Origin of the sequence: Amycolatopsis sp. lyj-346 (genome assembly GCF_046548975.1) — a bacterium.
In the GTDB taxonomy this organism is placed as follows: domain Bacteria; phylum Actinomycetota; class Actinomycetes; order Mycobacteriales; family Pseudonocardiaceae; genus Amycolatopsis.
Window position 1 is genome coordinate 219,151 of record NZ_JAJPWT010000004.1, and the last position, 21,131, is coordinate 240,281.

The 21,131-nt window shown below is 73.4% G+C and carries 24 protein-coding genes; 7 read left to right on the plus strand and 17 right to left on the minus strand.

Features of this window, described 5'->3' with window-relative positions; translation table 11 throughout:
- Position 1 precedes the first annotated feature (1 nt).
- Positions 2-997: an LLM class flavin-dependent oxidoreductase gene (locus tag ACLJQE_RS15950; RefSeq protein WP_410639991.1), complete on the plus strand. Its 996-nt coding sequence runs from the start codon at positions 2-4 to the stop codon at positions 995-997.
- A gap of 79 nt (positions 998-1,076) precedes the next feature.
- On the opposite strand, the gene ACLJQE_RS15955 is transcribed toward ACLJQE_RS15950, so the two are convergent.
- Together ACLJQE_RS15955 and ACLJQE_RS15960 are read right to left on the minus strand one after the other, a co-directional pair.
- The gene (locus ACLJQE_RS15955) at positions 1,077-1,733 is read right to left on the minus strand and encodes a maleylpyruvate isomerase N-terminal domain-containing protein (RefSeq protein ID WP_410639992.1); all 657 of its coding nucleotides are present in this window, start codon (positions 1,731-1,733) and stop codon (positions 1,077-1,079) included.
- A gap of 19 nt (positions 1,734-1,752) precedes the next feature.
- Positions 1,753-3,375: a PucR family transcriptional regulator gene (locus ACLJQE_RS15960; protein ID WP_410639993.1), complete on the minus strand. Its 1,623-nt coding sequence runs from the start codon at positions 3,373-3,375 to the stop codon at positions 1,753-1,755.
- A gap of 123 nt (positions 3,376-3,498) precedes the next feature.
- Between ACLJQE_RS15960 and pruA the strand changes: the two genes are divergently transcribed.
- Together pruA and ACLJQE_RS15970 are read left to right on the plus strand one after the other, a co-directional pair.
- The gene (pruA, locus tag ACLJQE_RS15965) at positions 3,499-5,127 is read left to right on the plus strand and encodes an L-glutamate gamma-semialdehyde dehydrogenase (RefSeq protein WP_410639994.1); all 1,629 of its coding nucleotides are present in this window, start codon (positions 3,499-3,501) and stop codon (positions 5,125-5,127) included.
- Between the two features lie 13 nt (positions 5,128-5,140).
- Complete coding sequence (locus ACLJQE_RS15970; RefSeq protein WP_410639995.1) at positions 5,141-6,070, plus strand: proline dehydrogenase family protein; 930 nt, start codon at positions 5,141-5,143, stop codon at positions 6,068-6,070.
- A gap of 67 nt (positions 6,071-6,137) precedes the next feature.
- Here ACLJQE_RS15970 and trxA read toward each other — a convergent pair whose 3' ends face one another.
- Entirely contained in the window at positions 6,138-6,509 is a 372-nt protein-coding gene (trxA, locus tag ACLJQE_RS15975) for a thioredoxin (protein ID WP_410639996.1), read from the minus strand.
- An 83-nt stretch (positions 6,510-6,592) separates the two neighbouring features.
- Between trxA and ACLJQE_RS15980 the strand changes: the two genes are divergently transcribed.
- Together ACLJQE_RS15980 and ACLJQE_RS15985 are read left to right on the plus strand one after the other, a co-directional pair.
- Complete coding sequence (locus tag ACLJQE_RS15980) at positions 6,593-6,835, plus strand: DUF2630 family protein (RefSeq protein ID WP_410640312.1); 243 nt, start codon at positions 6,593-6,595, stop codon at positions 6,833-6,835.
- A gap of 102 nt (positions 6,836-6,937) precedes the next feature.
- Complete coding sequence (locus ACLJQE_RS15985) at positions 6,938-7,348, plus strand: YciI family protein (RefSeq protein WP_410639997.1); 411 nt, start codon at positions 6,938-6,940, stop codon at positions 7,346-7,348.
- A gap of 154 nt (positions 7,349-7,502) precedes the next feature.
- Here ACLJQE_RS15985 and ACLJQE_RS15990 read toward each other — a convergent pair whose 3' ends face one another.
- From ACLJQE_RS15990 to ACLJQE_RS16035, 10 genes are all read right to left on the minus strand, one after another.
- A complete protein-coding gene (locus ACLJQE_RS15990) occupies positions 7,503-9,050 on the minus strand; it encodes an alpha/beta hydrolase (RefSeq protein WP_410639998.1) in 1,548 nt (515 codons plus the stop codon).
- Between the two features lie 70 nt (positions 9,051-9,120).
- The gene (locus ACLJQE_RS15995) at positions 9,121-10,200 is read right to left on the minus strand and encodes an ATP-dependent DNA ligase (protein WP_410639999.1); all 1,080 of its coding nucleotides are present in this window, start codon (positions 10,198-10,200) and stop codon (positions 9,121-9,123) included.
- Positions 10,201-10,378: 178 nt separating this feature from the next.
- The gene (locus tag ACLJQE_RS16000) at positions 10,379-10,978 is read right to left on the minus strand and encodes an alkaline shock response membrane anchor protein AmaP (protein WP_410640000.1); all 600 of its coding nucleotides are present in this window, start codon (positions 10,976-10,978) and stop codon (positions 10,379-10,381) included.
- Positions 10,975-11,511, minus strand: coding sequence for a DUF6286 domain-containing protein (locus tag ACLJQE_RS16005; RefSeq protein WP_410640001.1), 537 nt, complete (start codon positions 11,509-11,511; stop codon positions 10,975-10,977). Before ACLJQE_RS16005 ends, ACLJQE_RS16000 begins: the two co-directional genes overlap by 4 nt.
- 2 nt (positions 11,512-11,513) lie before the next feature.
- Complete coding sequence (locus ACLJQE_RS16010) at positions 11,514-11,864, minus strand: Asp23/Gls24 family envelope stress response protein (protein WP_410640002.1); 351 nt, start codon at positions 11,862-11,864, stop codon at positions 11,514-11,516.
- On the minus strand, positions 11,861-12,037 hold the full coding sequence (locus ACLJQE_RS16015) for a hypothetical protein (protein ID WP_043781197.1): 177 nt from the start codon (positions 12,035-12,037) through the stop codon (positions 11,861-11,863). The genes ACLJQE_RS16010 and ACLJQE_RS16015 overlap by 4 nt, the downstream gene beginning before the upstream one ends.
- Before the next feature lie 34 nt (positions 12,038-12,071).
- Positions 12,072-12,509 (minus strand): Asp23/Gls24 family envelope stress response protein, encoded by a 438-nt coding sequence (locus tag ACLJQE_RS16020; protein ID WP_410640003.1) that lies wholly within the window; start codon positions 12,507-12,509, stop codon positions 12,072-12,074.
- Between the two features lie 81 nt (positions 12,510-12,590).
- Positions 12,591-13,010 (minus strand): hypothetical protein, encoded by a 420-nt coding sequence (locus tag ACLJQE_RS16025; protein ID WP_410640004.1) that lies wholly within the window; start codon positions 13,008-13,010, stop codon positions 12,591-12,593.
- Complete coding sequence (locus ACLJQE_RS16030) at positions 13,010-13,564, minus strand: RNA polymerase sigma factor (protein ID WP_410640005.1); 555 nt, start codon at positions 13,562-13,564, stop codon at positions 13,010-13,012. The genes ACLJQE_RS16025 and ACLJQE_RS16030 overlap by 1 nt, the downstream gene beginning before the upstream one ends.
- A complete protein-coding gene (locus ACLJQE_RS16035) occupies positions 13,561-14,301 on the minus strand; it encodes a pyrimidine reductase family protein (protein ID WP_410640006.1) in 741 nt (246 codons plus the stop codon). The genes ACLJQE_RS16030 and ACLJQE_RS16035 overlap by 4 nt, the downstream gene beginning before the upstream one ends.
- 89 nt (positions 14,302-14,390) lie before the next feature.
- Here ACLJQE_RS16035 and zapE point away from each other — a divergent pair, with 89 nt between their 5' ends.
- Positions 14,391-15,410 (plus strand): cell division protein ZapE, encoded by a 1,020-nt coding sequence (zapE, locus tag ACLJQE_RS16040; RefSeq protein ID WP_410640007.1) that lies wholly within the window; start codon positions 14,391-14,393, stop codon positions 15,408-15,410.
- On the opposite strand, the gene ACLJQE_RS16045 is transcribed toward zapE, so the two are convergent.
- Positions 15,364-15,915 (minus strand): phosphatase PAP2 family protein, encoded by a 552-nt coding sequence (locus ACLJQE_RS16045; RefSeq protein ID WP_410640313.1) that lies wholly within the window; start codon positions 15,913-15,915, stop codon positions 15,364-15,366. The two genes, zapE and ACLJQE_RS16045, sit on opposite strands and share 47 nt — an antisense overlap.
- Positions 15,916-16,011: 96 nt before the next feature.
- Here ACLJQE_RS16045 and ACLJQE_RS16050 point away from each other — a divergent pair, with 96 nt between their 5' ends.
- Entirely contained in the window at positions 16,012-16,896 is an 885-nt protein-coding gene (locus tag ACLJQE_RS16050) for an FAD-dependent oxidoreductase (protein ID WP_410640008.1), read from the plus strand.
- Positions 16,897-16,915: 19 nt separating this feature from the next.
- On the opposite strand, the gene ACLJQE_RS16055 is transcribed toward ACLJQE_RS16050, so the two are convergent.
- The 3 genes from ACLJQE_RS16055 to rocD form a co-directional block, all read right to left on the minus strand.
- Positions 16,916-18,223, minus strand: a complete 1,308-nt coding sequence (locus tag ACLJQE_RS16055) for a glycoside hydrolase 5 family protein (protein WP_410640009.1) — start codon at positions 18,221-18,223, stop codon at positions 16,916-16,918.
- Between the two features lie 95 nt (positions 18,224-18,318).
- Positions 18,319-19,677 carry a DUF2252 domain-containing protein gene (locus tag ACLJQE_RS16060; protein ID WP_410640010.1) on the minus strand — a complete coding sequence of 453 codons (1,359 nt, stop codon included), beginning with the start codon at positions 19,675-19,677 and terminating at the stop codon, positions 18,319-18,321.
- A gap of 81 nt (positions 19,678-19,758) precedes the next feature.
- A complete protein-coding gene (rocD, locus tag ACLJQE_RS16065) occupies positions 19,759-20,979 on the minus strand; it encodes an ornithine--oxo-acid transaminase (protein ID WP_410640011.1) in 1,221 nt (406 codons plus the stop codon).
- Positions 20,980-21,131 lie beyond the last annotated feature (152 nt).

Here is a 21,131-nt window from a genome sequence, read left to right on the forward strand (position 1 = left end):
GGTGACGCTGTTCTCCGTCCTCGACCGCTCGCCCGTGCGGCGGGACCGCGGGCCCGCGCAGGCGCTGCGGGACACCGTCGCCTTCGCCGCCGGCCTCGAACGGCTGGGCTACCACCGGTTCTGGGTGTCCGAGCACCACGGCGTGCCGGGTGTTGCCGGGTCCGCGCCGACCGTGCTGGCCGCCGCCGTCGCCGGGGCGACCACGCGCATCCGCGTCGGCACCGGGGGTGTGATGCTGCCGAACCACCGGCCGCTGGTCGTGGCGGAGCAGTTCGGTGTCCTGGAAGCCCTTCACCCGGGCCGGATCGACATGGGCCTCGGCCGGTCCGTCGGCTTCACCGGCGGCGTCCGATCGGCGCTGGGGCACGGCAAAGAGGCCGCCGAGGACTTCGGTGCGCAGGTCCGCGAACTGCTCGGGTTCTTCACCGGGGAACACGCTTATCCCGGCGTGCACGCCTACCCCGCCGAGGGGTTGCGCGTGCCGCCGTTCCTGCTGGCCACCGGGTCCGGCGCGGACCTCGCCGCGGAGCTGGGGCTGCCGCTGGTGATCGCCCCGGTGCGTGGTGAGCGTGCCTTGGCCGAAGCGGTGACGCGCTACCGGAACGGGTTCCGGCCGTCCGAGTGGGCGCGCGAGCCGTACGTGGTGGTGTCGACGGCGATCGCGGTGGCGGACTCGGCGGCGGACGCGCGGCGCCTGCTCGTCTCGGAGGCCTGGGCGACGGTGTACTCGCGCTCCCACGGCGTTTTCCCGCCCCTGGACCCGCCCGGCGAGATCCTCGCGGCGCCGATGACCGACCGCGAGCGCGCCCGGCTCGAGGAGACTTTGGACGGTCAGATCTCGGGCACGCCTGCTGAAGTGGAAGACCGGCTGGGGCGGTTGGCCGCGGTCACCGGCGCGGACGAAATCCTCGCCACGACCGCCGCTTACGATCAATCGGCGCGGTTCGAATCTTTCGCGGCGTTAGCCCGCTTGGCGGAGCTGACCGCACTTGTGTGAGCCGATTTCCCCGTAGCCGGACATCGAGTCGGAAATGACCGGAAGCGCATTTCCGCGGTTCGGGTTTCCGCGGCCGACGTCATCCGAGGACCAGCGGCAGCCGCGCGGCCAGTGTGCCCAGCGCTGCCGTCTCCGCCTCGGTCGGCGGGCGCCGTCCGGTCGCCACCAGCAGGACGTCCTCGTCCGAGAACGACGCCGGGAACGCCGCGCCCGCGATCTGCTCCAGCATCTGCCGCGTCCGCGCCAGGCCTTCGGCCGGCGGGCCGGCCGCCGAGGGCACGTGGGCCACCAGGTCCAGGTGGTGCACCGTCCACTCCAGGACGTACGCCGACAGGTAGTCGCCCGCGGTGAGGACCATGTCCTGGGTCGACACCCGCATCCCCGGGTCCGCCAGGTCGGCCGCGCGGCCCGCGGCCGACCCCACGTCGTCCAGGTGGAACTTCAGCAGCGCCGGGTCTTCGTACGCCGCCGCCAAGCGGACGATCAGGGCCGACAAGGGGTCCTCACCCGACGGGAGCGTGTCCGACACCGCCCAGTACGTCACCGCGTTGTGCGTCGGAGCCGAGGAAGCCGGGGTGGCCAGCGTGATCAGCACGTCCTGCGCGTCGATCACCAGGTGGCAGACCAGGTCCCGGACCAGCCAGCCCCGGCAGCCGGACGGCTTTCCGAACTCCGCGCCGGGCAGCGCGGCGACCGCGGCGAGCAACGCCGCCCACGAGCGTGAAAAGAGATCCACGGGCGCGAAGCTAGCAGGATCACAGCCGCAGCTGCAGCTCAGTCAACAGGCGCTGAGCCGGGTCGTCGAAGTCCACTCCGGACACCTCGGCCGCGCGGCGGACGCGGTAGCGGACCGTGTTCGGGTGGATGTTCAGCACCCGCGCCGCCGCGCGGACGTCGCCGAACGCGTTGAGCCACGCCAGGACCGCCGGGACCAGGATGCCGCCGTGGTCGGCGTCGTGCGCCGCCAGCGCGGTCAGCCTCGGGTCGCGGATCCGCGGCTGCGAAGCCAGGTGGGCCAGCACTTCCGAGAGCAGCACCTCGGCCCGGACGTCGGCCAGGGAGGCGACGTCGGCCGCCCAGTGGCCGCGCGTCATCGCCGCCAGGACGCGGTCGGCGTCGCCGCGGGACGCCGCCGCTTCCGAGAGCCGGGGCACGACCCCGCCGAGGGCCGCGCGGACCGGGACGTCCAGGTGACGGCGGGCCGTCGCGGTGATCTCGCGGGCCAGCGCCAGCACCGCCGCGTCGGAGTGCTCGGGCAGGTCCGGCAGCAGCGCGTAAACCCGGCCGCCGATCACGCTCACCAGCGCGCTGCGCCGGTAGGCCGCCGTGTGGACGGCGATCAGGTGGACGAGCTCGGCGCGCCGCAGCTGCCGGTTGTCCGAGCGCACCACCGGCTTTTGGGGGGTCCAGGGAGGCTTGCCCCCCGGCTGGGGTCCGGGGCTCGGTCCCGGATGACTCAGCGAAAACGCCAGCACCTGCGCCGGCCGCGACGGATCCGCGCCGATGTCGTCCGCCACGGACTCGGCGTCGAGCCGGCCCTCCAGCAGGCTGGCCAGGAGGTCTTCGCGCAGCCGCAGTTCCGGGCTCGGCAGCGTGCGCGCCCGGATGAGCTGCGGCGCCAGCGTGCGGCTCGCCCCGAGCAGTGCCGTCTCGGCCCGTTCGGTGAGTGGCTGGGCCCCTTCCTGGACCCAGATCGTGCCGAGCGGCTGCTTGCCGGCGTGGATGCCCGCCGCGATGCGCCGGCGGATGCCCAGCTCGGGCCGCTCGTCGATCCGGACGATCCCTTCCCCGGCACGCAGCCGCTGGTAGACGCCCCATTCGCGCAGCATCGCGAGGTAGCGCTCCGGCCCCTCGCGGCCGAGGATCGACAGCCGGCGCAGCTCGTCGACCTCGTCCCCGGCGCGCGAATAGGCGAGCACCCGGTTGGCCGTGTCCTCGATGCTGACCAGGCCGCCGGTGAGCGTCGCGATGGTCTGGGCCAGGGCGAACAGGTCGCCGAGCACCTCGCCGCTGGCCGCCTCACCGCCCGCGCGGGCGGCCTCGACGACCCCGCGGGCCAGTGATTCGACCTGTTCCCAGCGTGCCTCCGCGCCGACCGTGAGCAGGGCGACGCCCGCGTCGGCGGCGACGTCGGCGCCCGTCGCGCCCTTGACCGCCACCGCGGCCGCGCCACCGCGCCCGGCCGCGCGGATCGCCGGGGCCGCGGCCCGGCCGCGCGCGCCGATCACCAGCACCAGGTCGCCGGGGGACGCTTCCAGGGGGTCTTCGGGGTCGAGGATCACGACGTCCGTGACGTCGACGCCGAGGCCGTGCGGCGCCACGACGACCTCGACGAGCGGCTCGCCCAAGGTCGCCAGGACGTGGCGCAGTGACGTCACGGCCTCGTTATCCGATCGACCAAGATCACGGGCTCGATTTTAGCCGATCGGACAAGCCGCCGGAACGTGTCCGGAGTTACCGTTCGGGGCATCAGAGACGTACAGCGCTGCAGAGGAGCCGCCGTGGACGCCGTGACCCAGACCCCCGCCCCGACGAACGAGCCGGTTCTCACGTATGCGCCGGGCAGCGCCGAGCGCGCGGAACTCGAGGGTGCGCTCAAGCGGCTGGGCCAGGCGGAACCGGTCGACCTGACCGTGACCATCGGCGGCGAGCAGCGCCCCGGCGGCGGCGAGAAGATCGACGTCGTCCAGCCGCACCACCACGCGCACGTCCTCGGCACCATCCACAGCGCCACGCAGCAGGACACGACCGACGCCATCGCGGCCGCCGCGAAGGCCGCGCCGGAGTGGCGCGCGCTGTCCTACGACGACCGCGCCGCGATCCTGCTGCGCGCCGCCGACCTGCTCACCGGCAAGTGGCGCGCCACGCTGAACGCGGCCACCATGCTCGGCCAGTCCAAGACCGCGACCCAGGCCGAGATCGACGCCGCCTGCGAGCTCGCCGACTTCTGGCGCTTCAACGTCGAGTTCGGCCGCCGGATCCTGGCCGAGCAGCCGATCAGCTCGCCGGGCGTGTGGAACCGGATGGAGCACCGGCCCCTCGAAGGCTTCGTCTACGCGATCACGCCGTTCAACTTCACCGCGATCGCCGGCAACCTGCCCACCGCGCCCGCGCTGATGGGCAACACGGTGCTGTGGAAGCCGTCGCCGACGCAGTCGTTCGCCGCGCACCTGACCATGCGGCTGCTCGAAGAGGCCGGGCTGCCGCCGGGCGTGATCAACCTGCTGCCGGGCGACGGCAAGGCCGTCTCCGAGGTCGCCCTGACCCACCGCGACCTGGCCGGCATCCACTTCACCGGCTCGACCGCGACCTTCCAGCACCTGTGGGGCACGGTCGGCGCGAACATCGCGGGCTACCGCGGCTACCCGCGGCTGGTCGGCGAGACCGGCGGCAAGGACTTCGTGCTCGCGCACGCCTCCGCCGACGTCGACGTCCTGCGCACCGCGCTGGTCCGCGGCGCCTTCGAGTACCAGGGCCAGAAGTGCTCCGCCGCATCGCGCGCGTACATCCCGCGCAGCGTCTGGAACGAGCTGAAGGACGGCCTGGTCGCCGAAACCGAGGCGCTGTCCTACGGCGACGTCACCGACCTGTCGCACTTCGGCGGCGCGGTCATCGACCGGCGTGCGTTCACCAAGCACACCGACCTGTTCGACCGCGTGCGCGGCGACGCCTCGGTGGAGATCCTCGCCGGCGGCACGGCCGACGACAGCGTCGGGTACTTCGTGCAGCCGACGATCCTGGTCTCGGACAACCCGAAGCACGAGATCTTCTCGACCGAGTACTTCGGCCCGATCCTGTCGATCCACGTCTACGAGGACGGCGGCTTCGACGACGTCCTGAAGCTGATCGACTCCTCCGCCGCCTACGCGCTGACCGGCGCGGTGATCGCCAACGACCGCACCGCCGTCGCGAAGGCGTCCCAGGCGCTGAAGTTCTCCGCGGGCAACTTCTACGTCAACGACAAGCCGACCGGCGCCGTCGTCGGCCAGCAGCCGTTCGGCGGGGCGCGGGCCTCGGGCACCAACGACAAGGCGGGCTCGATCTTCAACCTGCTCCGCTGGACGAGCCCCCGCTCGGTCAAGGAGACCTTCGTGCCGCCGACCAGCGTCCGCTATCCGCACCAGGGCTGAGAAGGGTTCCGTCATGCTGCGTACCCCGTTGCTCGCCGCCGCCCGGTCACGGAAGATCCGGGCGCTCGTCGAAGCCGTGCCCGCCACGCGGTCCGTGGTGCGCCGGTTCGTGGCCGGGTCCGAGGCCGCCGACGCCGTCCGCGTGGCCGGGGAACTGGCCGCGGACGGCCGGCGGATCACCCTCGACCACCTGGGCGAGGACACCACCGACGCCGCGCAGGCGGCGGCGACCGTCCGGGCCTACGAAGAGGTGCTTTCCGCGCTGGCCGCGGAAGGCCTGGCGGCCGGGGCCGACGTCTCGGTGAAGCTGTCGGCGGTCGGGCAGTTCCTGCCCTCGGACGGCGAAGACGTCGCCCTGGAGAACGCGCGGAAGATCTGCGCGGCGGCCGAGGCGGTCGGCGCCACCGTGACGCTCGACATGGAGGACCACACCACCACGGACTCGACGCTCGGCATCCTGCGCGAGCTGCGCGGCGAGTACCCGTGGGTGGGCGCGGTGCTGCAGGCCTACCTGCGGCGCACCGAGCAGGACTGCCGGGAGCTGTCCGGGCCCGGTTCGCGGGTGCGGCTGTGCAAGGGCGCGTACGCCGAGCCGGAGTCCGTGGCGTTCCCGGAGAAGTCCGAAGTGGACAAGTCCTACGTCCGCTGCCTGCGCGTCCTGATGGCAGGCCGGGGTTACCCGATGGTGGCGTCGCACGACCCGCGGATGATCGAAATCGCCGCCGCGCTGGCCGAGGAGAACGGCCGCACGGACGACGACCACGAGTTCCAGATGCTCTACGGCATCCGGCCGGAGGAGCAGCGGCGGATCGCGGCGTCGGGCGCGCGCATGCGTGTCTACGTGCCCTACGGCGACGAGTGGTACGGCTACTTCATGCGGCGGCTGGCGGAGCGTCCGGCGAACCTGGCGTTCTTCCTGCGCGGGCTCGCGACGCGGTCCTGAACGTTCCTGAACCACGGCGAAGGCCGCTCCCGGGTTGCCGGGGGCGGCCTTCGCCGTGTGGTGGTGGTCAGGCCTGTTCGGCCTCGGCTTCGGCGGCCTTGCGCTTGACCTCGGCCATGTCGACCTCGCGAGCCTGCTTGATGAGCTCTTCGAGGGCGGGCTCGGGGAGCGCGCCGGGCTGGGCGTAGATCAGCGTCTTGTCCCGGATGATGGCCAGCGTCGGGATCGAGCGGACGTCGAAGGCGGCGGCGAGCTGCTGCTGCGCTTCGGTGTCGACGCTCGCGAAGACGATGTCGTCGTGCTTTTCGGAGGCCTTCTCGTAGACCGGTGCGAACTGACGGCACGGTCCGCACCAGCTCGCCCAGAAGTCGATCAGGACGAACTCGTTGTCGGCGACCGTCTGGTCGAAGTTCTCGGCAGTCAGCTCAACGGTGCTCATGCCCTGGTCAACGACACGAACCCGGCGGGAATTCCCGGGCCCGGGGTAGCGTCGTGGCGAGTACCCGTGAAGAGGAGGAACAGATGGCCGACGGCGAGATCCTGGGCCGGATCGACGAGCTGATCGCGGAGGAGCACGAGCTCCGGTCCCGTTCGGTCGGCGTGGGCCTCAGCGGCGGCGACCGCGACCGGCTCACCGCGGTCGAGCAGCAGCTCGACCAGTGCTGGGACCTGCTGCGCCAGCGGCGCGCGAAGGCGGAGTTCCACGAGAACCCGGACGACGCCGCAGCCCGCCCGGTGTCCGAGGTGGAGTCCTACCGCCAGTGAACCAGGCCGGTTCCGGCGGCGATGTCGAGAACCCGGAACCGGCTCCGTCCCCGGGGTGAAAGCGGCCAGAACGGGCCGCCGGACCCCCGAGGGAGCACCACCATGGCCAAGTACCTGCTGCTCAAGCACTACCGCGGCGCGCCGGCCCCGGCGAACTGCGACACGCCCATCGACCAGTGGACGCCGGAGGAGATCACGGCGCACGTGAAGTACATGGAGGACTTCGGCGCGAAGCTCGAGAGCACCGGCGAGTTCGTCGAACACCAGGGGCTCGCTCCGGAGGGGACGTTCGTCCGCTACGGCGGCGAGGGCCGGCCGCCGGTCACCGACGGCTCGTTCGCCGAGACCAAGGACCTCATCGCCGGCTGGACGGTGATCGACGTCGACAGCTACGAGCGTGCCCTCGAGCTGGCCGGGGAGCTGTCGGCCGCGCCCGGCCCGGGCGGGCAGCCGATCCAGGAGTGGCTCGAGCTGCGCCCGTTCCTGGCCGCGCCGCCGACCATCACGGAATGACCGGCGACAGCGCCGATCGTCGAGTGGCACGACGAGCCCGCCCCGGCACCCGGATCTCGCGTGACCGAGGCCGTAACTCGCGTGATTGAAGCCGGATCTCGCGAGTTACGGCTTCAATCACGCCGGATACGGGCCTGATCACGCGAGTTGCGGGTCAGGCGGGGCAGAGGGTGCCGTCGGCCGGGATCTTGCCGTCGATCAGGAATGCCCGGGCCGCGTCCGTGACGCACGGTGAGCTGCCGAGGGCGCCGTGGCCTGCGCCCTGCCAGGTGATCGTCACCGCCGATGGCATCTGGTCGGCCGCCCGGGTGCTGCCGACCTGGGGGGTCACCGGGTCCGTCGCGGTGGCCGCGACCAGGATCGGCGGGGCGCCCGGTGCGCCCGGGGCCGGCAGCGGCTCGGTGCGCACCGGCCACGGGCCGCACCAGGCCAGCTGCTGGGCGACGACCGTGCCGAACTGCGGGTACTTGCCGCGCATCCCGGCCGCGATCTGGTCGAGCTGGTCGGCCGAGAGCCGGGTCTGGCTGTCGTTGCAGCGGGTCGCGATCGTGGCGTCGATCCGGGACGGCTGGGCACGCGAGTCGCGCAGCACCGGGGCCGCGAACGCCGACAGCGGCCCGACGTCCCCGGCGCGCGCCGCGGTGATCGCGTCGGCCAGCTCCGGCCACCGCGAGCGCTGCGCGAGTCCCGTGTAGACGGCGAACATCGCGAGGCCCGGGCCGAACGTGACGGCGTCGCCCGTCGGCACCGGGGTGCGCCGCAGCTGGTCGGTGAGTGCCGAGAGCGCCGCCTTCGGGTCGCCCAGCGCGCAGTGCCGGGTCGCGCAGTCCGTGGCGAAAGCGTCCAATGTGGACTGCGCGCCGGCGGCGACGGCGTCGAGGACCGCGGCGGTGTCGGCGCCCGGGTCGGGCACGCCGTCGAGGACCATGCGCCCGACCTGGCCGGGGTAGCGCACCGCGTACTCGGCCAGCACCTTCGAGCCGTCGCCGTGGCCGAGCGCGTCGAGCCGCTCCATCCCCAGCTGCTTGCGCAGCTCGTCGAGGTCGCCCGCGCCGCGCCAGCTGTCCAGCGCGGTCTGCGAGTCGTCCAGCTCGATCGCGCACTGCTGGCCGGCCTTGCGGGCCGCGTCCAGCACGTCGCCCATGCCGCCCTGCGCCGGGTCGGCGCCGATGAGCTCGGGCCGGATGTCGGCGGGGATGCACTGGGTGGCGCCGGAGAGCCCGGTGCCGCGCCGGTCCAGGCCGATCAGCGAAAACTTCTCCAGGAACGCGGGCGGCAGCGTCGCGGCCAGCCGCGCGGCGTACACGGTGCCCGGGTCGCCGTCGATGTCGTTGACCACGACCAGCGGCACCGGCCCGCTGCCGACCTTCAGCGCCAGCAGCCGCACCACCGAGCGCCGGGGCTCGCCGGGCGAGTCGAGCGGCGCGGTGACGCGGGCGCAGGTGAAGTGCAGGGCGTCCGGGACGCCGGGGGTGCCGATGCGCTGCCGGGTGTCGTCGTCGCAGTCGGCCCACTTCAGCGTCGGCGACTGCGGCTGGCCCAGCGGCGGCAGCGGGACGCCGGGCGGCTTGGCCGGGGTGCTGCCGGTCGTCTTCCCGTCGTTCTCGACCAGCGCCGGGCGGACCGACGGCCCCGCGGCGCAGCCCGCGGCGGCGGTCACGGCGAGCAGCGCGGCCAGGAGACGGGTACGGCGGCGGCGCACGGGCGGGGTCCTCACGTCGAACGTCGATCACGGGTGAGCCGAGCTTTGCACGGCCGGTGTGGGACGCGGGTTAGCGGGTCCGCACCACCTGGCCGCGGAACACGGCGTCGAGGTCGTAGCGGACCGGCTCCTCGAGCTGGCCGTAGCCGCACGAGGCGGGTTCGCGGTCGGGCCGCCACCGCACGAACCGCGCGTTGTGCCGGAACCGCGACGGCATGCCGCCCTCGGTGTTTTCGTAGGCGACCTCGACGACGCGCTCGGGCCGCAGCGGCACCCATTCGTGCTCGGTGGCGCGCCAGCGGGTGATACCGCCGGGGATGCGCTGGGCCTCGCCGGTGGCCCGGCCGCCCCAGGGGTGGTCCTCGCCGTCGGCGACCAGCGGCGCCAGCTCTTCGGCCAGCTCGCGGCGACGGTCCTTGGGGAACGACCCGACCGTGCCGACGTGGTGCAGCACACCGGCGTCGTCGAACAGGCCCAGCAGGAAACTCCCGACCAGGTCGCCGGGGCCGCCGTCGACGTGCCAGCGCAGCCCGGCGAGCACGCAGTCGGCGGTGCGCAGGTGCTTGTACTTGAGCATCACGCGCTTGCCGGGGGTGTAGGGCTCGTCGAGGGGCTTGCCGATGACGCCGTCGAGGCCGGCGCCTTCGAACAGCTCGAACCAGTGCCGCGCGGTGTCCGGGTCGGTGGTGGCCGGGGTGAGCGGGAACCGGTCGCCGGCCAGTTCGACGAGACGCTCGCGGCGCACGGACGTCGGCTCGTCGAGCAGGACGTCGTCCCCCAGTGCCAGGACGTCGAAGGCGACGAACTCGGCGGGCTGTTCGGCGGCCAGCAGCGTGATCCGGCTTTCGGCGGGGTGGATGCGTTCGGTGAGGGCGTCGAAGTCGAGCCGCCCGCCGCGCGCGACGACGAGCTCCCCGTCGAGCACGATCCGCGGCGGGAGGATGTCGAGCAGCCGCGCGACGGCCTCCGGGAAGTACCGGTTGAGCGGCTTTTCCGCGCGCGACTGCAGGTACAGCTCGTCGCCGTCGCGGAAGACGATGCAGCGGAAGCCGTCCCACTTCGGCTCGAACAGCAGGCCCCCGGAGTCCGGAATGGCCTTGGCGGGCTTGGCGAGCATCGGCTTCAGCGGCGGCTGCAGCGGTAGGGGCATGCCCCGCATTCTGCGGAAAACCCCGGCTCGGCGCACGCGTTTCGCCCGGCTCGTGTCGAGTTGACGGCGCACGAGGTGGACGGAGTGGGGTGGGCTCGCGTGATGGGAGGGTCGACTCGCGTGCTTGGAGGGTCGGCTCGCGTGATTGGGGGGTCGACACGGCGGCCGGAAGCGGGGCTCAGCGCACGCGTTTCGCCGGGGCCGTGTCGAGTTCCAGGCGGACCGCGGCGGGCAGCGAGTCCAGGCCGAGCGAGGCGCGTGCCCTGGTCAGCACCTGGTCGTCGAGCTCCGCCCACACCTGCTTGAGGTCGGTGCCCTCGCGCAGCCACAGGGTGAGGCGCAACGCCGGAGCGGTGCGCGAGCCGACCGCGCGGACGCGGGCCCGGCTGACGCCGTCGAGCTGTTCGGCGTCGGCCTGGACCGCGCCGGCGATCGCGGCCGCCGTCACCACCAGTTCCGCGCCTTCCGTGCGGTCGAGGTCCAGGTCCGGACGCGGTTCCGGGCGCAGCGAGCGCAGGGCCCACCGCAGCCCGAGCACGAACAGGAGCACGCCGAGCACGATCGCGGCGATGCGCGCCGGCGTGGCGTGGCCGCCGAGCCACGCCACGGCGATCGGGTCCAGCAGCGGGCGGCGGCCGCGGAACTCGCCGAACCCGCCGAGGCCGACCACCAGGGCCAGCGTCCCGCCCGCGAACGCCGGCAGCCCGACCAGGAACGTCAGCGTGCGTTCGCCGGTGTACGAGCGGGAAAGGGCCTTCGCGGCGGTCGTCTTGCTCATCGGCGGTCCTTCGGCGAGTCGACGACGACCGTCACCTTCGGCCGCCGCACCAGGGGGAGCTCGTCCAGCAGTGCCGACACCGTGGCGAGCAGGCGCGGGCGCAGCTCGGCCTCGGTTTCGAGGGTGCTCTTCGCGCGGACCCGGACGCGGCGGGCGCTCGCGGTGACCGACGCGCCCGCGACGTTGTCCTGCGCGCGCACGGTCAACCCGACCAGCCGGGCCAGCGAGCGCGGTGACGTCGAGACGCTCACGTCGCCGGCCGGGTCGGTCAGCCGCACCGCGCGGTTGCCGGCGGCCAGCGCGCACCCCACCAGGACCAGGCCCGCGGCGGCCAGCACGCCGGCGCCGACGCGCACCGCGTGGGCGTCCCAGCCCAGCGCCGCCAGGCCGGTCTGCCACTGCCGCCACGGCACCAGCAGCGGTGCCGAGCCCGGGCGCCACCAGTGCCAGCCGACCTCCAGGGCGAGCAGCGCGCCGGCCGCGGCGAAGGCCAGGCCCAGCAGGGTGGCGAGGATGCGGACGAACGGGCGCACGGCTACCGCACCCTCGGCGGGACGTCCGGCAGCAGCGCGGACACCGTCACGGCCAGGGTCCGCACGCGGTAGCCGGTGATCAGCTCGACCTCTTCGGTGACCTTCGCCCGCACGTCGCCGACGACCGCGCGGACCGCCGCCGGGTAGCGCAGGGCCAGGTCGAGCGCGAGGTCGACGTCGTTGTCCTGGCCGCCGACCTTCGCCTTCGGTCCCTTCTTGGCGTCCCGTGCGGTGCCGGGCACCTGGCCGGCCGCGTGCTGGGCCACCTTGCGGACCACCGCGTGCCCGATGGTGAGGGTGCCGCGCTCGGCCGGTTCGGCGAGCTCCCGCGGCACGTCCAGCGCGGGGCTCACTTGTCGCGGCCCTTGCCGAACAGCTCGCCGAGGTCGAGTTCGCCGTCGAGGACCCGGCCGGCGACGAGGCCGATGATCCCGAGGGCCAGTGTCACCAGGAACGCGGTGAACCCCTGGGTCGCGGCCAGGCCGAGGATCAACCCGGCCAGCAGCCCGGTCTGCGTTGCGTTCACATGTTCTCCTTGGACGGGTCACCGTGGCGCATGGTCATTCCACGCGGGTGGATTCGGGCTCTTCCTCGCCCGGCAGGAAGATGTCGTTGACCGCGATGTTCACCTCGATCACCTCGAGACCGGTGATCTGCTCGACCGCGGTGATCACGTTGCGCCGCACCGCGCGGGCGACGTCGGTGATGCGGGCGCCGTACTCGACGACGACGTCGAGGTCGATCGCGGTCTGCTTCTCGCCGACCTCCACCGACACGCCGGTGGTGGTGACCGTGCCGGAGCCGGGGATCCGCTCCCGCAGCGCGCCGATCGCGCGCGACACCCCACCGCCGCCGAGGGTGTGCACGCCGGCGACTTCGCGGGCGGCCAGGCCGGCGATCTTCTGGACGACCAGTGACGAGATGGTGGTGCGGCCGGCGGCGCCGTCTTCGTTGAGCGGCGTGACCGTGCCGGGGCTTTCGGTCCGTTCCGGATGCATGCGTACGGGCTCCTCTCGGCGGGTTCTCGCCCTTACGATGCCCGGACGCGCGAAACCCTCACGCAAGGTCGCCCGATCGGGTTAATCCGGTCCCGGGTGGACGGCCACGACGTGCACGTTCACCACCGGCGGGATCCCGAGCTGCCGGGCCAGCCCGGCGGTGAGTTCCCGCCGCAGCGACTCCGCGGCCGCGCCGGCCACGACCCCGGCCCGGACCGACACCCGCACCTGCACGACGTCGTCTTCGACCGCGACGGCCGAGACCAGCACGCCGTCCGGGGCCCGGTCGGCGGCGATCGCCCTGGCCAGCCGGTCGACGACGGCTTCGGTGGCGCGCAGCCGTCCCGTCCCGCCGGGCCCGTCCACCGGCGCCCGGCGGCCGCGCGCGACGGCCCGCAGCACGCGTTCGACCAGGCCGGGCGGGGTCGGCACCCGGCGTGCGGCCGCCCGGCGCACGGCGTCCCAGCGGGGGTCGGACTCGGGGTCCTCGGCCTCGGCCATCACCGCTCCCTCAGCTCGGCGAGCAGCGCCACCCTGGCCCGGTGCAGCCGGGAGCGCAAGGCACCGACGTTCACGTCGAGCACCTCGGCGACCTCTTCGTAGCTCAGCCCCTCCAATTCGCGCAGGACGAGCGGCACGCGCTGGGACACCTCCAGCCTGCCGACCGCCCGCAGCACGGCGTCGACCTCTTCGGCCCGCACGACGCGGCCTTCGGGGCCGGGCACCGCCGCGGCGAGCAACGCGCTGTCCACAGTGGACTTGGGGTCGGGGTCGTCGAGGGAGACCGTGGGACGGCGGCGGCGGAGCACGGCGAGCGCGCTGTTGGTGACGACGCGGTAGAGCCACGTCGACACCGCCGACTCCTGCCGGAACCCGGCCAGCGACCGCCACGCGGCGAGCCACGCCTCCTGCACGACGTCCTCGGCCTCGGCCGCGCTGCCGGTGATCCGCAGCGCGACCCGGTACATCCGGGGCGTGTGCTCCCGCACCAGCGCGCCGAAGGCGGTGTCGTCGCCGCCCGCGGCCCGGGTGAGCAGTTCGGCGTCGTCGCTCACCCGGCGTCCCGGCGGTAGCGCAGGAACGTGAAGCCGTCCTCGACCAGGATCGACGCCAAGGCGAGGCGGCGCGGCACGGCGGGCGCGGCCCCCGCGGCGATCCGGCCCGCCGGGCCGGCCACCAGCAGCGGCGCGACGGTCAGGCACAGCTGGTCGACGAGGTCGGCGGCGACGAGCCGGGCGAACAGCCCGGGGCCGCCTTCGCAGCCGACCCGGCGCAGGCCGCGGGCGGCCAGCAGGTCGAGGGCACGGGCGAGGTCGACGTCTTCGGCGCCCGCGCGCAGGACCTCGGCACCCGCGGCTTCGAGGGCGCGCGTGTCGGCGGTGTCCGTGGTGACCACGATCGGGGGCACGGCGGTTTCGGTGAACAGCCGGGAAGCGGGGTCCAGGTTCGCCGTGCGCGTCACGACGGCGATCGGCGGAACTCCCGCGAACCCGAGACGGCGACGGCGCTCCCGGCGTTTCGCGCCCGCGACGACCCCGCGGTAGTTCTCGGCGCGGACGGTCCCGGCGCCGACCAGGATGACGTCGGCGAGGTCGCGGCCGAGGAGGAAGACCTCGCGGTCGGCAGCGTGCGAGAGCCCGGCCGAAGTGGTGTCGATCTCGACGGCCCCGTCCGCGGACGCGACGAAGTTCACCTGCACCCAGGGTCTCGACAGGCCGGCCGGGTAGGCGTAGATCGTTTCGAGATCGGCCGCCGTCAGCTCGCCCGTCGATCCAGGCCACACACTCCGCACGTGATCATCCCAGCACGGGCGTGAAGCACGTCTCTACCGGGGGATATGCCCATTCATCGGTACACCGGGCGCGGATAGGCTCTGCGACCATGCCCGCGCACCTGACCGGCCGCCGTCCCGAGCTGTCCGCCGACGAGCTGATCGGCGCGCTGGTGCCGCCGCCGCGCTTCGGCGCCGTCCGGTTCGACACGTACGTCCCGAACCCGGACGAGCCCAGCCAGGCCGTCGCGGTCGAGGCGTGCTCGGCGTTCGCGGCGAAGGTGGGCGCGCGCCGGGAAAAGAAGCGGTTCAAGCTCTTCGGCGGGTCCTCGGAGCCGTCCGGGCCGATGGGGCTCTACCTCGACGGCGGGTTCGGCGTGGGCAAGACCCACCTGCTCGCCTCGACGTGGCACGCCGTGCCCTCGCCGAAGGCGTACGGCACGTTCGTCGAGCTGACCCACCTCGTCGGCGCGCTGGGCTTCGCCGAGGCCGTGCGGCGGCTGTCGGAGCACCGGATCCTGGCCATCGACGAGTTCGAGCTGGACGACCCGGGCGACACCACGCTGGTGACGCGGCTGCTGCAGGAACTGATGGACGTCGGGGTGTTCATCGCGGCGACGTCGAACACCCTGCCGGAGAAACTGGGCGAGGGCCGGTTCGCCGCCGAGGACTTCCTACGCGAGATCCAGACGCTGTCGGCCCGCTTCGGCGTGGTCCGCGTCGACGGCCCGGACTACCGCCACCGCGGCCTGCCGGACGCGCCGCCGCCGGTCTCGCCGGCGGAGCTGGAGTCGTCGGCCGCCGCGCACGAAGGGTCCACAGTGGACGACTTCGACGCGCTGTGCGCCCACCTGGCGGAGCTGCACCCGTCGCGCTACGGGCGGCTGCTGGACGACGTCACCCGCGTGCACCTGCGCGGCATCCACCCGGCGCCGGACCAGAACGTGGCGCTGCGGCTGGTCGCCTTCGCCGACCGGCTCTACGACCGGGCCATCCCGCTGGTCGTGTCGGGCGAGCCGCTGCCGTCGCTGTTCACCGAGGAAATGGTGAACGGCGGCTACCGCAAGAAGTACCTGCGTGCGGTCAGCCGGTTGACGGCGCTGGCTCGTGACGCCGTGCCGGCCAGCTGAACAGCACGACCGCGACGGCGAACAGCGTCCCGCCGGCGACGTCGGTCAGGTAGTGGTAGCCCATCCCGACCAGCCCGGCCGCCGCGGCGAGCAGCGCCACCGCGCCCAGCACGACCACGACGACCCGGCGCGTGACGAGGACGAGCACCGTCAGCACGGCCACGAGGCTCACCGTGTGGCCGCTCGGGTAGACCAGGGTGCCGTTCTTCCACCGGTCGTACAGCGGTTTGAGCAGCCAGCTCGTCAGCAGGATCGCCAGCACCGGCGTGGCCAGCGCGAACCCGGCCTCCAGCCGCCGTCCGGCGCGCAGGCACAGGAAGACCGCGAGCAGGCCGAGCGCGAGCACCACGACCGGCTCGGTCGGCAGCACCAGCGCCCGCACCACGCCGGGGCTCAGGTGCGCCACGGCACGGGCCACCCAGGCGTCGACCGCGCCGGGGGTCGTCCCGCCGGCGAACGGCAGGCCCAGCAGCAGTGCGAGCAGGCCGCAGACGGCGGCGGGCACCCGGATCGTCCTCACCGCGCGAGGGTAGCCGGGCCCCGGCACCCGACGGCGGCCGTGGGTGCGTCACGATGCGGGGGAGCCGACTTGGAGGAGCGGATGCGGGTCACAGTCGCCGGGGCCGGGATCGCCGGGCTGAGCAGCGCGTACCGGCTGGCGGAAGCGGGACACGACGTGACGGTCGTGGCGGCGGCCCCGCCGTCGGAGTCGACGTCGGCGGTGGCCGGCGGAGTGCTGTACCCGCCTCTCCACCGCGTGGACGAGCGGATCGTGCGGTGGACCGCGGCGAGCCTCGCCGTGCTGCGCGGGCAGGACGCGCCCGGGGTGCGGTTCCGCCGCGGCCGCGTCCTGCTGGCGGCGGGCGAGCCGGACCCGCAGTGGCTCCCGGCGGTCGACGGCGCGGTCCGCGACGGCGACCGCGTGGAGTTCACGACGGCGGTGGTCGACACGCCGGTGTACCTGGAGTGGCTGCTCGCCCGGGTGGGCGAACGGGGTGTGCGGGTCGAGTACCGGCCGCTGCGGTCGCTGTCCGGCCTCGCCGCGGACGTCGTGGTGAACGCGGCGGGCCTCGGCGCGGGCGCGCTGGCGGGCGACCACACGATGGTGCCGGTCGGCGGCCAGGTCGTGCACGTGACCGACCCGGGCCTGCCGGAGTTCGTGGTGGACGGAACGGGCCCGGGTATCACGTACGTCATCCCGCACGGCCGTCACGTGGTGTGCGGCGGCACGGAGGAGCCGGGCCGCGCCGACACCGACCCCAACCCGGCGGTGACGGCGGACATCCTGCGCCGCTGCCGCGAGCTGGAACCGCGCCTGGCGGACGCGGAGGTGCTGCGCTCACTGGTGGGCCTGCGCCCGTCCCGGCAGGAGGTGCGGCTGGAGCGGGTGGGCGACGTCGTGCACTGCTACGGCCACGGGGGAGCGGGCATCACCCTGGCCTGGGGCTGCGCGGCGGACGTCGCCGAGCTCGTCACAGCCAGTTGAGTGTCACAGCAGTTGAGTGTCACAGCCGGATGAGGTCGGTGATGCCGCGGGCGCGCAGGTGGTTCGCGTCGGAAGCTCGGCTCAGCAGCACGAACGCCACCCGCTTCCCCTCGGCCGCCAGCTTGAAGAAGCGGTCGTTGCCCCACGTCGGGAAGAGGTCCGGGACCACGATCGCCGTCGTGCGGGGCTCCGGTTGCGGTGGGGTGCGGTCGAACTCCGCCGCCAGTGCCTTCAGGGCCTGACCTGCGGGTTTCAGCTTGCGGTCGTTCGTGTACAGCCCGAGGTCGTACTCCAGGGGGTTCAGGTTCGGGACCAGTGCCGGGTTCACGTCGTGGGAGCACCACCAGGTGAACCCCAGCGTGTGGGCGCAGGACGCCGCGTTGCGGATCGACCGGGACAGCCACTCGCCGTACTGCGGGCGGGTCGCGTCGCTGAAGTGGATCGACGGCGCCGCGCCGTCCTCCTGGATCCAGACGCGGCGCGCCGGGTCCGTCGCGTACGCCTGCGCCACCTGGATCAGCCGCTCCGCGTTGTGCGTCGCGACCGGGCCGAGCGGGTCCGTCTTGAGCGTGCCGGAAAACGCCGTCCACGGGTGGATCGCCACCACGTTGCCCGCGTCCGCGAGCCCGGGGCGGGTGAAATAGGTGCCGTTGTCCCACGGCGCCCGGTCACAGCCGACCGTGTGCGCCTTGCCGGGGGCCACCTCCTCGGCGGTGGCACACAGGGTGCGGGCCCACGTGTCGGCCTGGGCCTGGGTGACGAACAGCCCGGCGAAGTCGTCCCAGTAGTAGTACGGCTCGTTCGACAGGTCGAACCCGAGGAAGCGCGGGTGCCGCCCGATCCGCCCGGCGAGGGCCGTCAGCAGCACCCGCTGCGCGTCGAGGGCCGCCGGGTCGGTGAACCAGTTGACCGGCTTCGGTTTCGTCTGCAGCCAGTTCGGCGTCCAGTAGCGCGCCGAGATGTGGCCGTTGAACACGGTGACCTCGACGTCCAGCCCGGCCGCGTCCGCGAGGTCGAGGAACCGGTGCAGCCGGTCGAGCTTTTCGCCGCTCACCAGCGCCGGTTCCGGCTGGAAGGCCGACCACAGCAGCATGATCCGGAGGTGGTCGAGCCCGAGCGCGGCGATGTCGTCGAGGTCGCGGCGCAGGTCGTCCTCGCGCCAGTCCTCCCACATGTGGAACCAGCGCGTCGACGGCGTGTAGTTGACGCCCAGCCGGAACGCCCGCCGGCGCACCGGCCCCGCGGCCACCGCCGGGGGCGCCGCCGACGCCGCCAGTGCCGCGCCCGCGACTCCCGTGAGCACCGACCGCCGCTTGAGATCCGCCATGCCGCCTCCTCGTCGTCCCCTGCTGCCGTCACCTGATCGGGCACATCTAGCACGGCGGGAAGTCGATCTCCAGCGCTGACCGGGTTCCTGTCCGGTCAGCTACGGGAGAAGGCGGCGTGGTCGGCCTCCGTCTGGTCGGCGTACCGCACGGCGTACGCACCCATCACCTCGTCCAGCTCCGAATCGTCGGCGAAGTAGCCCGACAGCAGCTTCGGGTGCAGTGACCGCGTGTGGGCGCGGGCGAGCAGGGCCCCGGCGAGCCTGCCGTAGTCGTCGAGGTGGTCCTTCGCGAGTTCCGCCGGATTGATGTCGCCCTTGAGGTTGCGGAACTGCCGGACGATGAACGGGACGCCGTCGATGGTGGTCCAGCCGAGGAGGATGTCCGTCTCGGCCTGCACCAGCCGGGCGCCGTCGACGATCCGGCGGCCTTCGTGCGCCGCCGTCGGCAGGTCGAGGTACGGCGCCAGTGCCGGCCGCTGGGCCTGCTTCACGTGCAGGATCAGGTCTTCGTCGTCGTTGCCGTGCAGGAGGGCGACGTAGCTGCGCAAGCCGACGCTGCCCGTGCCGACCACCCGGAAGGCGACGTCGGCGAGCCGGTAGCGCGCGATCAGCGTGCGCCGCGACTCGCGCAGGGTGTCCACATAGGACAGCAGGCCGGCGGCGACGGCCTCGGCCGTGGCCGGGTCGACGTGCGTCAGCACCGGCGGGTCCGCGACGAACCGGTGGCGGGCCAGGCCGGTCTCGTGGTCGTCGACGCGCTCGGTCCACCGCGCCGCGACCTTCGCGCTGTCGTTCCGGCGGGCCTTCTCGGCCGCGTCGGCGAAGTCGTCGACCAGCTCGTCGGCCCGCGCCTTCGACAGCACCGACGAGTCCGGCAGCGCGTTCCACGACCGCAGGAACGGCAGCTCGGCCAGCGCGCGGATGGTCCGGCGGTAGGACTTCACGGCGTCCTCGGCGGCCTCGCGGCAGCCCGATTCGCGGATGCCGCCTTCGCGGCCGGCGAGCACGAGACTGGCCGCGAGCCGCTTGAGGTCCCACTCCCACGGGCCCGGCACGGTCTCGTCGAAGTCGTTGATGTCCATCACGATCTTGCCCTCGGGCGTGCCGTAGAGCCCGAAGTTCGCGGCGTGCGCGTCACCGCAGAGCTGCGCGGTGACGCCGGACGACGGCGTGCCGGCGAGGTCGGCCCCCATCAGCCCGGCCGCGCCGCGGAAGAACGTGAACGGCGAGGCGAGCATCCGCTCCCGCCGCAGCTCCACCAGCTCCGGCAGCCGGACGGCGTTGGTGGCCTCGAAGTACCCGCGAGGCGTCGGCCGGTCCGCGGCGGCCGCCGCGTGGTCGTGCACCCCGGCCGGGGTCTTCTCCCGGAGCCGCTTCCCCCGCTCGTACAGCTCGGCCGGCGTCACGCTGTCCGAGCCGGCCAGCGGCCGTTCCACCCATTCCCCTGATCCCATACCGGCACAACGTCCGAAGGGGACATTGTGCTCCCGGACGCCGCCGGGGCGGGAGGCTCGGCCGACGGCGTCCGGGTGGTTTCAGGGGCGGATGACCTCGGCGATCGCGTCGATGCCGCGGTCCAGCTCCTCGCGGGTGATCACCAGCGGCGGGGCGACGCGCAGGGTGCGCTCGTGCGTCTCCTTGCACAGGACGCCCCGCGCGATCAGCGCCTCCGACGCCGCCCGGCCCGACGGACCGCCGGGGGCGATGTCGATGCCCGCCCACAGCCCGCGGCCGCGGACCTCCGAAAGCCCGTGCCCGATCAGGGCGTTCAGCCGGGCGTGCAGGTGGGCGCCCAGGTCGGTGGCCCGCTGCTGGAACTCGCCGGTCCGCAGCAGGCGGACGACGGCCCGCCCGACCGCGCAGGCCAGGGGGTTGCCGCCGAAGGTCGAGCCGTGCTCACCCGGCTTCAGCACGCCCAGGACGTCCCGGCGGCCGGCCACCGCGGACACCGGCAGGATGCCGCCGCCGAGGGCCTTGCCGAGGGTGTAGAGGTCCGCGCGGACGCCCTCGTGGTCCAGCGCCAGCACGGTGCCGGTGCGGGCCAAACCGGACTGGATCTCGTCGGCGATCAGCAGCACGCCGTGTTCGTCACAGGCCTGCCGGACGTCGGCGAAGTAGCCCTCCGGCGGCACGATGACGCCGGCCTCGCCCTGCACCGGCTCCAGCAGCACCGCGGCGGTGCGCGGGGTGATCGCGTCGCGCAGCGCGGCCGCGTCGCCGTACTTCACCGTGACGAAGCCCGGCGTGAACGGGCCGAAGTCGGCGCGCGCGGTCTCGTCGGTGGAGAACGACACGATCGTGGTGGTCCGGCCGTGAAAATTCTCAGCTCCAACGATGATCTCGGCGGTGCCGTCCGGCACGCCCTTGACCCGGTGCGCCCACTTGCGGGCGATCTTGACCGCGGACTCGACGGCTTCGGCGCCGGAGTTCATCGGCAGCACGAGCTCGGTGCCGGTCAGCTCGGCCAGCTCGCGGCAGAACAGCCCCAGCTGGTCGTGGTGGAACGCGCGCGAGGTCAGCGTGACGCGCCCGAGCTGCTCGACGGCGGCGGCGACCAGGTCCGGGTGGCGGTGGCCGAAGTTCAGGGCCGAGTAGCCGGACAGGAAGTCGAGGTAGGACCTGCCCTCGACGTCGGTCACCGAGGCGCCCTCGGCTTCGGCGATCACGACGGGCAGCGGGTGGTAGTTGTGCGTGCTCCATTGCTCGTCGAGCTCGATGAAGCTGGCGGCGGTCTCCCGGCCGGCGAACGTCGTCATGTGTTCAGGTTAGAGGCAGAACACGCAGACTTCAGCCGGGAATCGTTGCTTTGACCCGGTGTTCGTTGTGCAATATCCCGGCTTGACCCGCGAATCGCTGCGTGACCGTGGACGACACCCTGCCGGAGCTCTTCACCGGGAAAGCCGCCGCC

Coding starts and splice junctions, on each gene's coding strand:
- ACLJQE_RS15970 (WP_410639995.1), top strand. CDS start 5,141: ATGCTGCGTACCCCGTTGCTCGCCGCCGCCCGGTCACGGAAGATCCGG.
- trxA (WP_410639996.1), bottom strand. CDS start 6,509: ATGAGCACCGTTGAGCTGACTGCCGAGAACTTCGACCAGACGGTCGCC.
- ACLJQE_RS15980 (WP_410640312.1), top strand. CDS start 6,593: ATGGCCGACGGCGAGATCCTGGGCCGGATCGACGAGCTGATCGCGGAG.
- ACLJQE_RS15985 (WP_410639997.1), top strand. CDS start 6,938: ATGGCCAAGTACCTGCTGCTCAAGCACTACCGCGGCGCGCCGGCCCCG.
- ACLJQE_RS15995 (WP_410639999.1), bottom strand. CDS start 10,200: ATGCCCCTACCGCTGCAGCCGCCGCTGAAGCCGATGCTCGCCAAGCCC.
- ACLJQE_RS16000 (WP_410640000.1), bottom strand. CDS start 10,978: ATGAGCAAGACGACCGCCGCGAAGGCCCTTTCCCGCTCGTACACCGGC.
- ACLJQE_RS16020 (WP_410640003.1), bottom strand. CDS start 12,509: ATGCATCCGGAACGGACCGAAAGCCCCGGCACGGTCACGCCGCTCAAC.
- ACLJQE_RS16025 (WP_410640004.1), bottom strand. CDS start 13,010: ATGGCCGAGGCCGAGGACCCCGAGTCCGACCCCCGCTGGGACGCCGTG.
- zapE (WP_410640007.1), top strand. CDS start 14,391: ATGCCCGCGCACCTGACCGGCCGCCGTCCCGAGCTGTCCGCCGACGAG.
- ACLJQE_RS16050 (WP_410640008.1), top strand. CDS start 16,012: ATGCGGGTCACAGTCGCCGGGGCCGGGATCGCCGGGCTGAGCAGCGCG.
- ACLJQE_RS16055 (WP_410640009.1), bottom strand. CDS start 18,223: ATGGCGGATCTCAAGCGGCGGTCGGTGCTCACGGGAGTCGCGGGCGCG.
- ACLJQE_RS16060 (WP_410640010.1), bottom strand. CDS start 19,677: ATGGGATCAGGGGAATGGGTGGAACGGCCGCTGGCCGGCTCGGACAGC.
- rocD (WP_410640011.1), bottom strand. CDS start 20,979: ATGACGACGTTCGCCGGCCGGGAGACCGCCGCCAGCTTCATCGAGCTC.